The organism is Paenibacillus sp. EC2-1 (assembly GCF_049311625.1).
GTDB lineage: Bacteria > Bacillota > Bacilli > Paenibacillales > Paenibacillaceae > Paenibacillus_AQ.
In genome coordinates this window covers 828,949-843,339 of sequence record NZ_CP186006.1, presented here as the reverse complement: position 1 = coordinate 843,339, position 14,391 = coordinate 828,949, and the positions used below count along the sequence as shown (strand labels likewise).

Below are 14,391 nucleotides of genomic sequence, written 5' to 3'. Positions count from 1 at the left end.
TTCTGTAGCCTTACTTCATCCTAGCTTCTCGACGATTGAAAATGCTGATGCCAACTCTGTCTGATGCGAGATGGTCAAATGCAGTGCATAAGAATCCGGTTCACCAATCCCCAATCGGGACCAAGCGGAAGATGATAACGTGACTATCGGTTTTCCTTGCTTATCTGGTAGTATTTCAATGTCCCAAAAGCCGATCGTCCTACCAATACCACAACCAAAAGCTTTGCTCACTGCTTCCTTAGCAGCAAATCGCCCAGAGACGAACTCGGTCAGACTTCCACCTTTGTTAACGGCTAGAGCCCGCTCTGCCTTAGTTAGAACCCTCTCCATAAACTTCTGACCGTGGGGTCCTCCCATTAACAGTTCAACACGCCTGATCTCAAGCACATCATGTCCGATTCCATAAATCAAGTATTCCCGCTCCTTCCTTCTGGAAATCCGATCTTCATTGCACACATGTCCCTATTGTATCAGTGACTCGCTGCATGCGAAAGAGAGAGACAGCTTATATTTAATGGTGGATATATACACAAAAACCCCCGGATAGCTTGCTTCCGGGGGACCATTCAGGAAATATACTTAAATTCCTGGAATTGCGTTGCGTTTATGTGCTGTTTTCCGGTAAAGACCTTCCAGTCTCTCACGGGATGCTGGAGAGATGTCCTTACCCTCAAGATAGTCACTGTTGTCTTCATAAGTAATTCCTAATTCTTTCTCATCCGTCTGTCCTTCCCAAAGTCCCGCTGTTGGTGCCTTGTCTAGAATAGACTGTGGAACTCCCAAATAAGCGCCTAGCTGACGAACTTGACGTTTGTTCAATGTGCTAAGTGGTGTAATGTCTACTGCGCCATCTCCCCACTTCGTATAAAAGCCCGTGATTGCTTCTGAAGCATGATCAGTTCCCACCACGAGGAGTTGTTGTTCAAAGGCAAGTGCATACTGCATAACCATTCGAGTTCTTGCCTTCACATTGCCTTTGCCAGGAATGCTAATATGCTGATGAACACCGATATTCTTTAATGCATGTTCTACCTCAAGAGCAATCTCATTTACCGTATCTTCGATATTTGTCTCTACAACATACTTGAGATCAAATGCCTTTGCTGTCTCATAGCTATGCTCGATATCGGATTGTGTTCCGTAGGGTTGAAATACGCCCAGCGTTTTAAATTCTTTACCGAGTTCTTCAGTTAGCTCATCGGTAGCCCGTTTGCAGAGCCCGGCTGCGACAGCACTATCCAATCCACCACTGATCGCAATCAGCAAACCGGATGTACCAGAATCTTTTACGTAAGATTTCAAAAAGTCGACCCGTTTTCTTACTTCCTGCTCCACATTAATGGTCGGTTTCACACCTAATTCAGCAATGATTTGTTCTTGTAAACTCATCCTGAGGACTCCTTTCGTATTTGAACAACGGTGGGATGGAACAAAAAAGCCCCGAGGCTTCGGAAAACGCCGAATGCTCCGGGGCCTAATACTTTACTGGCGATTTATCGGCAGTAACGATCGAATGCATCTGTGAGATCGGCTGCAATCTCTTCTGCAGAACGATTCTCTACTTGATGACGTTCGATAAAGTGAACCAGTTCCCCATCCTTCAACAACGCGATGGAAGGTGAAGATGGCGGATAGGGTGCGAAATACTCACGAGCTTTCGCAGTAGCTTCCTTATCCTGACCTGCAAAAACAGTGAACAAATGATCAGGTGTCACTTCGTGCTGCAGCGCATGCGCTACACCTGGACGTGCTTGACCAGCTGCACATCCGCAGACCGAATTGATAACAACAAGGGTTGTTCCTTTCGCTGCCTGCAACTGCTCCTCTACCTCTTCAGGTGTTGTCAGTTCTTGAATACCTAGACTTGTCAGCTCATCCCGCATCGGTTGAACCATATCACGCATATATCGGTCAAAAGACATACCCATGCTGCTCTCACTCCTTATATAAACATCTTGTTAAGTATAATAACATCTTACGCTATTCTATATTATACAATGCCTAAGGGTGAAAGCAAGACAAGCAGGGCGGATTCCTAAGAGGAATTCCGCCCTATTCCAAACATCTAGACTACTTAGGTTCTAGGTTGAAGGACGGTCGACGCCGTCTAGCTTTTTATCTTGAATCGTTTCACCTTGACGCTGTTTGTTCTGTTGTTTTTGTTGATCCTGCTGTTTAGAGTTACTACTTTTACTCATGCTGAAAGCCTCCTTTAACTTAATTCTGAACTTATTATGGCTTCAGCAGCATTTCTTTATCCCTATCCACTAGAGGAAACGAAATTGTAAACGTAGTCCCTACGCCCTCTTCGGATTGAACCGTGATGGTCCCATGATGACGTTGAACGATACTCATACATAGAGCAAGTCCAAGCCCTGTGCCTTTACTCTTCGTTGTATAAAACGGTTCAAATAAACGATCCAGTTTATCTTTTGGAATACCGAATCCTGTATCTTTAACCCGAAGCTCTACACGTTCCCCCGCCATACGAGTCTCGATTGTCAAGTCTCCTTTGTCATCCATGGCTTCCATTGCATTCCGGCATAAGTTAAGTATCAATTGTTTCATTTCCTTGGCATTAAGATGAAGACGTGGGACGTAGTTACCCAGTCTCAGATCAATGCTCTGTCCGCGAAGATTGGCATCTGCCCACAGCAGAGGACTGAGCTCATGGATGATGTCATGAATATGACACTCTTCTTTTTCAGCAATACGATTCTGTGCGAGTGACAGGAAGTCATTAATTATTCCATTTGCCCTGTCCAACTCATCCATCACGATCCGGTAGTAATGATCCAAGGTTTCTGGACTCTTCTCTTTCATCAGTTGAAGAAACCCACGTACAACTGCCATCGGATTTCGAATTTCATGTGTAATACTGGCAGCCATTTGACCGACCATGCTTAGACGTTCAATATTGATAAGCTCACTCTTAAGCTTTTCGATCTCGGAGATATCTTGTACCACTACCACCGAATGCTCAATATACTGAGTATCTGAATCATATAGTGGAAAAGCTCCTACCGAGTAAATAGAGCCGCCTGTACGGATCGAATCCCAGCTAGAACGGGTTCCTTGCATCGCCTTATTAATTCGTTGTTTCAAGAAATCTTGTTGCCCTACTCCCTCAAACGTTTCATAAAAGGCTCTGCCGATAAAATCCTCCCCGCGTAAATGAGGATAGTTCTGCTTGTAATTCAAAACCAAATGCTCGTTTAGCATCACTATATCGCCTTTTCGATCCACTACGGCCATACCCAAAGGAATCATGTCCAGAAGTTGCTTAAGTAGTGTCTTATCCGATTCGACTCGACAAGGAACATCAGGGAAAATGCGACTATACACTTTTTCAATATAATAAATAAGAAGTGCTCCGTTAAAAATGCTCAAAAGAACATATAAAAATGTCATCAAGATCATCTCTGAGGTGTGACCCGAATCAATAACTCTGCCTTCCAAAATAGGTGAAGCTACAACAATAATTAAGGCTGGAATCAGTCCAATCCAAAGACATCCAATCTTCTCCATGACGGTCCTCTGTTTAAACTGAGGTGAGAAAAAGAATAGAAGGAGATATATTGGCAGTCCCGTATGAAGCAAAATTCCTGTTATAGAGAATCCGAATATAAGCTCATGACAGCCAACATACAGCAGCGACAACAACACGCCGGACATTCTATTACCATATAAAATGCCGACAAACAGTGGTAGAATCCCTAAGTTAATCGGAAACAGCCCATTATAAGGAGTCGATAATCCGAAGCAGAGCAGAATACTTACCGCACAAGTTATAACAATGAGACTTTCATAGTTCTGTCTATCCTCTACCGTATTTCTTGATGAAGCATTATATTGCTTACTAAAGAGCAGTAAAATCTGAAAGGTGAACACACCGGACAGCATGATCTGTAGTAGTATGTCTTTAAATGCAACTAACACAACGCTTCATCACCCCAATTGCTTAAAGCCTCTGATAATGTTGATTAAATCACAGGCGACATAAGATTACAATACTTGTAAAATTATGCGAAAAAGAAAATAATCCTCAAACCTCCTTTCTTACCTCATAGGTTGGGATATGTGCAGATTGTGTTTATAATAGAAGTTATGTATACGTGAATTACCCCTAAAGGAGCTATGAGAAAACATGTCACAATATGATGTTATTGTTGTAGGAGGAGGCCCCTCTGGATTAATGGCTTGCGTTGCTGCAGCCGAGCGGGGAGCATCTGTCCTACTGATCGATAAAGGAGATAAACTTGGTCGTAAGTTAGGTATTTCAGGTGGTGGACGCTGTAATGTAACCAATGCCAAAGATACCGATGAACTCATTCAGCATATACCTGGAAATGGACGTTTTTTATATAGTGCTTTCCAGCACTGGAATAACCGTGACATTATGTCCTTTTTCGAAGGACTTGGAATTCCTTTAAAAGAAGAAGACAACGGTCGTATGTTCCCTGTCTCAGATAAAGCTTCAAGTGTGGTTAATGCTTTGGTTGGTAAAGTGAAAGAGCTAGGTACCGATATAAAAACGAATAGTCCTGTTGAGCGGATTCTTTATAAAGACGGACAGGTTGCCGGTTTAGAATTGAAATCAGGAAAAACGTATACATCCCCCTGCGTTATTATTGCTACTGGAGGTCAATCGGTTCCCCAGACTGGTTCTACAGGTGACGGCTATCCTTGGGCCGCTTCCGCAGGTCACACAATCACCGAACTTTATCCAACCGAGGTACCCATTGTATCAACTGAAACCTGGATTGCTTCGAAAGAACTCCAAGGACTATCACTAAGAGATGTTGAGCTATCTGTCTGGAACCCAAAAGGCAAGCGAGTTATCGCCCACCGAGGAGACATGCTGTTTACACACTTCGGTGTTTCTGGTCCAATTGCGCTGCGGTGCAGCCAGTTTATCAGGCAGGTCCAGCGCAAATTCGATACCGTAAATGTAGATATGGCTATCGATCTATTCCCAGATCTTTCTCTTGCCGAGGTGGAATCAGCTTTTAAAGATCGACTGGAGCAAGAACCTAAAAAAGCTGTCAAAAATGTCTTAAAGGGATGGATACCGGAAAGAATGATCCCTCTGCTGCTCTCTAAGGCGGTAATAGACGGTGACACCGTCTGCAGCGGTGTCTCTAAAGCCTCCATTACAGCATTGGCAACGATTCTAAAGAAATTCTTATTCCGTGCCTGTGGAACACGATCCCTGAAAGAAGCCTTCGTAACGGGAGGCGGTGTGAGTCTAAAAGAAATTCAACCCAAAACAATGGAATCGAAATTAATGCCAGGCCTATTCTTCTGTGGCGAAGTACTTGATATCCATGGATATACAGGTGGATACAATATTACAGCCGCTTTCTCTACCGGCTACACGGCGGGGAAACATGCAGCTGAATCAGCCCCTCTGCTGCGAGCCTAGTATTATGGTCTAAATAACAAAACGCGCCTTACTTCCTCTGCTAAGGAAGAATGGCGCGTTTTGTTATTTGGTCTAGTCATATTTTCGCTTCACGACTGGGAATGAAAAAAATGCAGGAATGACGATGGCACATAACAGTGTTAGCGGTACAGCCGCGAGCACTCCTATAAGGCCTGGCCATAAAGACAACCCGAGCACGAGCGAGATCACAGACGCAGGAGGGATCATTAATGTGCGAACCGCTAGTGTACCAGCAGCTTTCTGCTGTACTCCCGTGAAGGGAAGAACTAATGAGAATTCATCTTCCGCAAACGCGTTCCAGCGCAGATATAGCAAGTAAGCCATTAGGAACATCAGAGCAGGGAATATAACTATCTTTACGATCGCCGGTGGAAATAATACAGCCGGTATACTCACCACAGAGAACTGTGCGTAGAGCAGCAGGTTCTCTGAACTTCGAAGAAATGTTTTGACCCCTGCTTCAGCAAAGCGCTTATCTGGACTGCTGGATCGGTAAATACGGCCTGACTTTCGGAATATCCATGTCTTACTCTTGACCCGTGGCACTTGACCTACAGCCTGTACAAGTAATTTACTCGTAAACCACATCCGCGTACGGGCATCCTCTCTAACATCAGCCATAAAGCTGCCCTTCATGGAAATCTTACGTTGTATTAGAAATAGAATGACAACGATCAAGAGCAGCCATACTGCAATAAAGCTTACATCCTGTATATTCGGCAGCCATTCAACCAGTAACAAATAGAAGGAAAAAGAAGCGACTCGCAGTATCATCGAGTAGATCCATTGTTTCAACCCGGAGCAAGAAACTCGTATTCGATGAACGATTAGATTGGTACACCATGCCACTGCCGAGCCAAGCATGACCCACACTGTCAATGTTCCAGCATCCAGTTCAAAACCTCGGTATAGAAAGGGTAGTACTACTAGAAAGAACAACATACCCTTTAACCCTGTAATGATTAGACTGTAGCATATGCCTCTTACCATGAGGCCCTTCATCCAATCAGGATGCTGTCTCAGAAAAAGCACATCCCCTTCTTCAACGAACAAGAGAATGTTGCCCGAGAACATATATAATAGAAGAACAGCTGCCATCTGAGGAGGTATCCATGGAATCCAAGCCGGAAGAGGCGAGGTCCACAGCTCCATATATAACCCCCCGCCAATAAATAGAAAAGGGATTAAGATGTATAGCATGACGGTCCAATCGACCATCGATTTCATCACCGAGATTTGATATTTCCAGTGGCTAAGCATCCGCCGTCTAAATAGCCGCCCTGGGTTATGTATTGGAGTTCTCATATAAGCGCATCAAAACAATCAAAGAGTGAAGCTCCTGACAGCCCGGCGGCGCTGCGAATATCCTCTAGATTCCCCTTCGTCGTTACACGACCTCCAGAGATAAGTACAAAGGAGTCACAAATCTTCTCCGCTGTATCCAGTACATGTGTAGACATCAATATTCCAGCTCCACGCTGCCTCTCTTGGTCCAGCAGCGTCAGGAAATCCTTCGTCGCACGCGGATCTAGTCCAATAAAGGGTTCGTCCACAATGTAAATGTCTGGCTCAGACAAAAAACCGATCATAAGCATCATTTTCTGCTTCATCCCTTTGGAGAATCCGCCCGGCAGTCCGTCACGTACATGTTCCATACCGAATTGCTGAAGTAGACGGGTAGCCTGCTTCTCAAAATAGTCATCGTCTAGACCAAAAGCAGCTGCTGCTAGATCGAGATGCTCCCATAGTGTGAGATCATCATAATAGACAGGCTGCTCTGGTACATATGCATATCTCGGTGGATTACCCGCAATCTTTACTTCGGCCTTAGCGTCTTTAAGAAGCCCCATCACCGTCTTGATTGTCGTGCTCTTGCCAGCTCCGTTCGGTCCGATCAGGCCAAGCAGTTCACCCGCTGAAACGTTGAAATGTATATTGTGAATACGTGGACGTCCTGGTTCATAACCAGCTTCTTCAATATCGACTTCCAGCACAAGTGGACCGTATTGTTTACCTATTTCCATCATAACGCTTCCCCCTTGCCATTCATGTGTTTATATATATAACTTCATAATAAAGCATCTCTAATCATTACGCAGGGGAAGTAGAATTGTTACAACCGATTGTTTAGAGCGCTGACTCCCTCACCGCTTGAACTGGTAAGCTTTCGTCCAAGGTGTTATTGTCCTTCCGCTCAATCTTGCCTTTAAGTGCAATCAGAATGAATCCGAGCATAGCTGTGCCCATACCAGAAATGATGAAGGTCATAACAGGACCCCAAGCAGTGACTAAGAATCCTCCAAGCATCGGTCCAACGATAACAGCCGCGCTCGTCAAACTTCCCACCGTCCCAAAGACACGACCTGTCATATGCTCTGGAGTTCGTTTCATCAGCAGCATTTGGAACGGTATGAATACAAATCCGCCCCCTGCTCCCGCTAAAAAGAAGGCAGTAAAGAGAATCACGTAAACCATAGCCTCAGGCAATGGAGATACGACAGCGACTGCAGAAATGGCAAATACAATCCCCGTTGCAGCTGCACCGACACCCATTTTACTAAGCGTGCTCCATCCTATTTTGCGAACAATCAGAACGGCTAACAACGTACCAAAACCGCTGGCAGAAATACAGTATCCTAGCATGTTGTCTGCAACTCCAGGAATCATCCGGAACAGCGTTACGGTCTGAGTATCTGCCATCTGCAGTACTAAAAGCACGGAGCACAAAGTCACGAGACCACTCAGAAGAAGAGGCATACTGTAAATAACAGATAATCCGGTACTGATGTCTTGCCAAAATGATTTTGTATCCGACTTGGAAGCCTCGGTAGGGATACCGTTCCCCACTCCTCCCACAGAAGCGTTTTTAGGTCTTCCTTGAACACCGATCAATAGAAGTGCTGATATCAGAAAAGTAATAGATGTCACCACAAAGCACATCCGTATACCAAATAAAGCCATTACAAGCCCGCCTAATGCTGGTCCAATGATCTTCATCATCTGCTCCACAGATGAGCTAAAAGTAACAGCCTGATCAAGATGCTGCGGCTGTACAACCTCTTTCACTTTTCCGCTCTTCGCCGGGGAAAACAGAACATCCATCAGTCCTTTTAAGACGAGTAATATATACACCTGCCATAGGCTTCCTGACAACAGGATGCCTACCAGTATTAGCGCTCTAACCAAATCCGATACAATCATGAGCATTTTCCGATCAAAACGATCCCCAATCACGCCGGCTATTGGACCACCGACCAGAACAGGAAGGGCCATGCTTAACGTTACCGCCGTGATTTCCCAAGGGGTTGCATTCCACTTTAGTCCGACCATAGTCAGAAGAGCGACTAAGTATAACCACTCCCCAAGATTGGACACGAATTGTGCAGCAAGCAGCATCATGAAATTTCGATTGCGGGTAAGACTGTTACTCCTATTCTTGTGTACATTCTGATCCATCATTCCATCCCCTTAACCATTACAAATTATTGGTAAGTTTAGTATAGAATTCGGAATCTGATGGCGTATCGGTCTCAAGGAGGGGTTTCCCCCTGACCATGGGAATGAAATGAGCAGGCCTTTTTATTTTTAAATATAAAAAATAAGTCTAATTGTGATAAATCACATGTTCCTATTAAACAGATTAGAGTAATCTATACTCAAGCAATTTGAAAATCTATGGCATGACCAAAAAGGCGGGAAGAAGCATGATTCTGTCACATGAACGCGATACACAGTTGTCATTGCACCTATATCGGGTTTTTGCCAAATCATTCAAGAGTGTAAGCGAACATGCTGTAGCCGGTAGCAAAATCGAAGGGTTCAACCCTACAGCTTTTGCGGTTATGGAAGTTCTCTATTACAAAGGGCCTCAACCCATTCAACAAATTGGTGCCAAACTGCTGCTCCAAAGCGGAAATGTCACTTACGTTATCGACAAACTAGAAAGCAAGGGATACCTGCTTCGCAGACCTTGTCCGAAAGATCGTAGAGTGATTTACGCTGAGCTAACTCCTGAAGGAGAAGCGCTGATGAACGAGCAATACCCGCAGTATGCGGAACGGATTCATTTTGCCCTCAGCGGATTATCGGAAGAAGAGAAAGATCAGATGATCCATCTTCTAAAAAGACTAGGAAAACAAGCTGAGAAGCTCTCACCATTGATGAGAAAGTGAAATATAGCACAAACTTGCCGGCGGGTTTATTCTCGCCGGTCTTTGTCCTGCTTTATCTGAAATGTACTTGGATTACAGGATTATATATCAAAAGGCTGATCCCAGAACTCCTGATTAGGAGTCGTTAGGATCAGCCTTTTTGGGATGTTAATGTTGAGCTGGAGAAGCAGGGAGCTCATCTGGTCCATCTGCCGCTTCGTCCTCTGGCATAGGTGGCCGATTATTATAACGAGCAACAATGATAAAGCAGACTAATGCAATAACTGCCATGAAAATAAACAAAGAGTTCAGACTGCTCTCAAGCACCTGTTTCAGTAACCCACTGGATTCAGCCGGAAGATTTACATCACCATGCGGTGTAAGCAGCTTGTTGATATCATCTCCGCTAATCTCAGATCCGGATGGCTCTGCGGCAATCCTTCTTGCTATACCACTATTAAGCCACGTACCAAATACAGCAACCCCTACGGTCTGTCCTAAAGTCCGAATGAATGTGTTTAGCGCAGTAGATGCACCGCGCAGCTGATAGCTAACAGAAGATTGCGCGATGATGGAGAACAGTGTAGATATATAACCAAAGCCCAAACCGTATACAAATGTAAATAGGAACAGCAAGATAAGTGGAGTTCCTTCATGTGTAAAGGCAAGCCCTACCGCTCCAGCAGCTAATCCAACAACACCGATCAGCGCCGTTTTTCGTGAACCCGTCTTCATAATTAATCTTCCGCTTGCAACAGATCCGAACAACCAGCCGATAGACATCGGAGCGAGTGTAAGACCAGATAATGTTGCATTTCCCCCCCTTACCCCTTGAATCCAAAGAGGAAGATAGGTAGTTAATCCAATTAACAATGCGCTAACTAACAAATTGGCAATGGTGGACACTGAAATATCCCGGATACGGAACAGTTTGAGGGGAACCATAGGCTCCACTGCCTTAGCCTCAACGAATAAAAAGGCAACCAACAGAACAACCGATGTGATCAGAATGCCTAGCATCATTGGTGATGACCATGGATAGGCCTGTCCACCTGCCGCCAGAGCGAACAATAGCAGCGTCATGCCGACCGTAAACAGCCCAGCTCCAGCGAAGTCAATTGATACGTGGCGCTTTTCTCTTTTCTCATCAAGATAACGATAGATCAGCCAAATCGAGACTAGACCGAATGGAACGTTAAAACCAAAGATCCAGCGCCAAGACAAGTAATCAACGAAATAGCCGCCAAGCAGCGGACCCACTAACGAAGAAATTCCCCATACGGAACTAAGCATGCCTTGAACCTTCCCGCGTTCCTCTAATTTATAGATGTCCCCGATGATCGTAAACGTAACAGGGATAACTGCACCTGCACCAATACCTTGTATGGCACGGAATATAATCAGCTGGGTCATGCTTTGTGAAAAGCCACATAATAACGAACCAATAAGAAATAGTACAGATCCATACAAGAACACGGGCTTACGTCCGTATAGGTCACTAATTTTTCCGAAGATCGGTGTTGTTACCGCCATCGTCAACAGATAGGAAGTGAAGATCCAGCTCATCAGGCTAACGCTGCCGAAATTTCCGATGATTGCGGGCCCTGCTGGACCAACAACCGTACCTTCAATAGCTGCAAGAAAAGTCGATAGCAGTATTCCTGCAAGAATGAAGCCGCGTTTGGTTTGATTTAAAGTATTCACCCATAATTCTCCTTTACTTAAAGACAGCCCCTCTTAGGAAATATAAGAATTGGCTATCCGAATGATGCCAAAGTGTATATTTATCAAGTAAAAGACGCTTCCTGTGTGCAGGAGCGCCTTTACCTGTATTTTGCGCAATATTACTATTATAGTGGTTTGAACGGGAGATGGACAGACATCATTTTTCAAACATTAGTATGGACTAAAGGTCAGGACTCCATGATTCACGCTCCCACTCCATGTGAAGCAGCGAGAAAACATTAACATCTACATATCCTGAACTTGTATGCCTATATTGCCGAAGAATGCCTTCATGAGCAAAGCCGAACCTTCTAAAGAATCGACTTGCCTGTTCATTACGGACATCCGACAAGGCTTCAATTCGATTCAGTCCCATGACTTGAAATCCGTATCCAATTGCCAAGGAAGCCGCTTCTTGCATATACCCTCTGCCCCAATATGAACTTGCCAGCTCACAGCCAAATTCTCCTCGATAGGCGCCTTCGAGCTGCCATCCGTTAAATCCGCAACTCCCGATAATCATCCCGCTGTCTTTCAGTTCGATCCCCCAGCGAATGGAATCATCGGACTCCGATAGCTCATTAAGCAGCAGTATCAGAGCCTCTGCATCTTGTTGATCAACTATGGGCGGCAGATACAAGTACCGCGCTGTTCTTTCGTCAGCCCAGCAAGGATACAAATGTTCCGCATCACGCACGGATAACCTTCTCAGACGTAATCTGCTCCCCCGAAGCTCCGGGATGCTCCCATGGCATCGATACATTCAATAGACACTCCTTTAGTCCAATCCAGAAAAACTAAACATCCCAAGCCGCCACTGAATTATGTACAGTTCAATCTAATCATCTTATGTTAAAAAAACTTGACTTGTCCTTTAACTTTTCGGTGATACTAGTCTGTGTATTACAATGATTCATTAGTCAAGTCACCGGGGCAGTCGCTTCTATATTGAGTCATACGGAACGTTCCCGTCAATATTAGATCCCTCGTCCCCGCTGAATCTAACGGATGAAGAGGAGGAGCATTCTTAATGTATATCGCGATCATCATTGTGTCATTGTTAGCTGCACTTGCGGCAGGTATTACTCATTTTGGATATGTGCAAATCACCCAGATGAGGGTAAAGAATGATCTTAATCTGTTCTCCATCCTTGAAGGCCTCGGCTTGTACAGCAGAGATCGCTATGAAGCATTGGATAAACAAGAAATCGTACTTACAAGCATTGACGGGTTGAAGTTAAGTGGTGCGGCCATCAAGCCGTTTCCTGATTCCAAGCACTGGATGATTATCGTACACGGATACACGGGATCCAGGGCCGTCTCCACTCAGTTCATTGATATATTCACCGATGAAGGCTATAACGTTCTTCTTATTGATCAACGTCGGCATGGCCAAAGTGAAGGACGGTTTACCACCTATGGTTATTATGAGAAATACGACATTCAGACCTGGGTAAATTGGCTTGTAGAGCAACATGGTGTGGATACCAAGATTGGGCTTCATGGTCAGTCTCTTGGAGGCGGAACAGTCCTAGAGTATTTATCCATCGCTGCACCCCAGGTTAAAGCTGTTATTGCAGACTGCCCTTATTCTGATCTGACCGATCTGATGAAGCATCAAATAACGAAAATCAACAAAATTCCTTCTGTCCCTTTTTTTCAATGGGTCAACAATCGAATCCGAAAAAAAGCTGGCTTTAGCTTTGAGCAAGTCAGCCCGATCCGCTCTGTACGTAATAGTCACATACCGGTGATGTTCGTTCACGGCACCAAGGACACCTATGTACCCACTCGAATGAGTCTAGAAATGTATGATGCAAAACCAGGCCCTAAAAAGCTTGTACTTATCGAGGGTGCAATTCATGCCAACGCGTATCATATTGGACCGAATCAATATCGCGATGAAATTCACTCTTTCCTGAATGAGTATATAGGCATACGAGAACCAAAAGCTGCCGCCGAGCAGAGTGAAATGGATTATTTCCAAGATAACTCCCTCGGAACCGTATAAAAAATAGCCCCCAGAGAGGTAGCACTCTTTCGGGGGCTGTTTCGCTGCGGACTGAAATCCGCCTAATCTAAACATTGTTTAAGCTATAGTATCTGGTTGTTTCCGTTTTACCGGTTTAAGCACCTCATCACTCAGCTCTTTCAGTTTTCGTTGAATTTCTTTAAATTCCTCTATTCCTGCACCTGTGATGCTGTAACCATCACCGTGAGATGTCAAGAAATTCTCCTCCGTCAACCGCTCAAGCTCCTGCTTCACTTCACGATCAGCAACCTTATAACCGTGACGCTCTAACTCGGGTTGCATATCACTTATTGTAAGATCCCGTTCATGGGCGTGATAGAGCATATGAATGCCAATAAACAAGTTTTGTACATCTGCACGCATTCCGTTCTCTCCCTCCACTCTTCAGGCTGCGGCCTGGTATCAACAATCATTACCCCGCCAGATTAATCTGGAATCAGACGATCCTAGTAATCGTTGTTGGCGTAGACCTTGATGCTTGACGCCATCCAAGCGGTGTACTATCTTAAATTAATTAAGATTAGTCACTACATCCAAGAAGGGAAGATGCATATGTTCCAAAATATATCCTATGGGGGCACACGCAGTGAACAATTCTCCCAAGTCCTTCAACAGCTTAAAGCACTTATTCACGATGAGCCTAGCGCCGTGGCTAATCTAGCCAATGCGTCAGCACTGCTTAATCATTTTCTAACAGATATCAATTGGGTTGGATTCTACCTTTATGACGGCAAAGAGCTTGTACTTGGTCCGTTTCAAGGACTGCCCGCTTGTATTCGTATTCCCATGAATCGTGGTGTATGTGGAACAGCAGCTGGTGAACTTCGTACCCTTGTTGTCGATGATGTCCATCAGTTTCCAGGGCATATCGCTTGTGATGCCGCATCCAATAGCGAAATTGTGATACCTATCTTAAAAGATGGACAATTATATGGCGTGCTAGACATAGACAGTCCGCTAAAGAGCCGTTTTGATCAAGAGGACCAACAATTCCTTGAACAGTTTGTACACATTTTAGAGGAACAATTATAAATTCT

Annotated in this window: 14 protein-coding genes; 4 read left to right on the top strand and 10 right to left on the bottom strand. The window is 44.6% G+C overall.

The genetic code is table 11. The annotated features are described in order from the left end of the window. Positions 1-15: 15 nt before the first annotated feature. From acpS to ACK8P5_RS04040, 4 genes are all read right to left on the bottom strand, one after another. A complete protein-coding gene (acpS, locus tag ACK8P5_RS04055) occupies positions 16-411 on the bottom strand; it encodes a holo-ACP synthase (protein ID WP_422659707.1) in 396 nt (131 codons plus the stop codon). Positions 412-579: 168 nt separating this feature from the next. Then, positions 580-1,389 (bottom strand): ammonia-dependent NAD(+) synthetase, encoded by an 810-nt coding sequence (gene nadE / locus ACK8P5_RS04050; protein WP_422659706.1) that lies wholly within the window; start codon positions 1,387-1,389, stop codon positions 580-582. Positions 1,390-1,493: 104 nt separating this feature from the next. Further along, positions 1,494-1,928, bottom strand: coding sequence for a BrxA/BrxB family bacilliredoxin (locus tag ACK8P5_RS04045; RefSeq protein ID WP_422659705.1), 435 nt, complete (start codon positions 1,926-1,928; stop codon positions 1,494-1,496). A gap of 304 nt (positions 1,929-2,232) precedes the next feature. Further along, a complete protein-coding gene (locus ACK8P5_RS04040; RefSeq protein WP_422659704.1) occupies positions 2,233-3,939 on the bottom strand; it encodes an ATP-binding protein in 1,707 nt (568 codons plus the stop codon). A gap of 208 nt (positions 3,940-4,147) precedes the next feature. Here ACK8P5_RS04040 and ACK8P5_RS04035 point away from each other — a divergent pair, with 208 nt between their 5' ends. Continuing rightward, the gene (locus ACK8P5_RS04035; RefSeq protein WP_422659703.1) at positions 4,148-5,425 is read left to right on the top strand and encodes an NAD(P)/FAD-dependent oxidoreductase; all 1,278 of its coding nucleotides are present in this window, start codon (positions 4,148-4,150) and stop codon (positions 5,423-5,425) included. Positions 5,426-5,497: 72 nt separating this feature from the next. On the opposite strand, the gene ACK8P5_RS04030 is transcribed toward ACK8P5_RS04035, so the two are convergent. From ACK8P5_RS04030 to ACK8P5_RS04020, 3 genes are all read right to left on the bottom strand, one after another. After that, on the bottom strand, positions 5,498-6,751 hold the full coding sequence (locus ACK8P5_RS04030) for an ABC transporter permease (RefSeq protein WP_422659702.1): 1,254 nt from the start codon (positions 6,749-6,751) through the stop codon (positions 5,498-5,500). Next, positions 6,748-7,473, bottom strand: coding sequence for an ABC transporter ATP-binding protein (locus tag ACK8P5_RS04025; protein ID WP_422659701.1), 726 nt, complete (start codon positions 7,471-7,473; stop codon positions 6,748-6,750). Before ACK8P5_RS04025 ends, ACK8P5_RS04030 begins: the two co-directional genes overlap by 4 nt. Positions 7,474-7,573: 100 nt before the next feature. Continuing rightward, the gene (locus ACK8P5_RS04020) at positions 7,574-8,902 is read right to left on the bottom strand and encodes an MFS transporter (RefSeq protein WP_422659700.1); all 1,329 of its coding nucleotides are present in this window, start codon (positions 8,900-8,902) and stop codon (positions 7,574-7,576) included. A gap of 248 nt (positions 8,903-9,150) precedes the next feature. Here ACK8P5_RS04020 and ACK8P5_RS04015 point away from each other — a divergent pair, with 248 nt between their 5' ends. Then, the gene (locus tag ACK8P5_RS04015; protein ID WP_422659699.1) at positions 9,151-9,618 is read left to right on the top strand and encodes a MarR family winged helix-turn-helix transcriptional regulator; all 468 of its coding nucleotides are present in this window, start codon (positions 9,151-9,153) and stop codon (positions 9,616-9,618) included. A gap of 147 nt (positions 9,619-9,765) precedes the next feature. Here the strand turns inward: ACK8P5_RS04015 and ACK8P5_RS04010 are convergent, their stop codons facing one another. Both ACK8P5_RS04010 and ACK8P5_RS04005 read right to left on the bottom strand, forming a co-directional pair. Then, a complete protein-coding gene (locus ACK8P5_RS04010) occupies positions 9,766-11,301 on the bottom strand; it encodes an MDR family MFS transporter (RefSeq protein ID WP_422659698.1) in 1,536 nt (511 codons plus the stop codon). Between the two features lie 202 nt (positions 11,302-11,503). Then, the gene (locus ACK8P5_RS04005) at positions 11,504-12,085 is read right to left on the bottom strand and encodes a GNAT family N-acetyltransferase (RefSeq protein ID WP_422659697.1); all 582 of its coding nucleotides are present in this window, start codon (positions 12,083-12,085) and stop codon (positions 11,504-11,506) included. A gap of 267 nt (positions 12,086-12,352) precedes the next feature. Between ACK8P5_RS04005 and ACK8P5_RS04000 the strand changes: the two genes are divergently transcribed. Continuing rightward, positions 12,353-13,333 carry an alpha/beta hydrolase gene (locus tag ACK8P5_RS04000; protein WP_422659696.1) on the top strand — a complete coding sequence of 327 codons (981 nt, stop codon included), beginning with the start codon at positions 12,353-12,355 and terminating at the stop codon, positions 13,331-13,333. 78 nt (positions 13,334-13,411) lie between these two features. Here ACK8P5_RS04000 and ACK8P5_RS03995 read toward each other — a convergent pair whose 3' ends face one another. Then, on the bottom strand, positions 13,412-13,717 hold the full coding sequence (locus ACK8P5_RS03995; RefSeq protein ID WP_422661367.1) for a hypothetical protein: 306 nt from the start codon (positions 13,715-13,717) through the stop codon (positions 13,412-13,414). 189 nt (positions 13,718-13,906) lie between these two features. Between ACK8P5_RS03995 and ACK8P5_RS03990 the strand changes: the two genes are divergently transcribed. Beyond that, positions 13,907-14,386, top strand: coding sequence for a GAF domain-containing protein (locus tag ACK8P5_RS03990; protein ID WP_422661366.1), 480 nt, complete (start codon positions 13,907-13,909; stop codon positions 14,384-14,386). Positions 14,387-14,391: the final 5 nt, after the last annotated feature.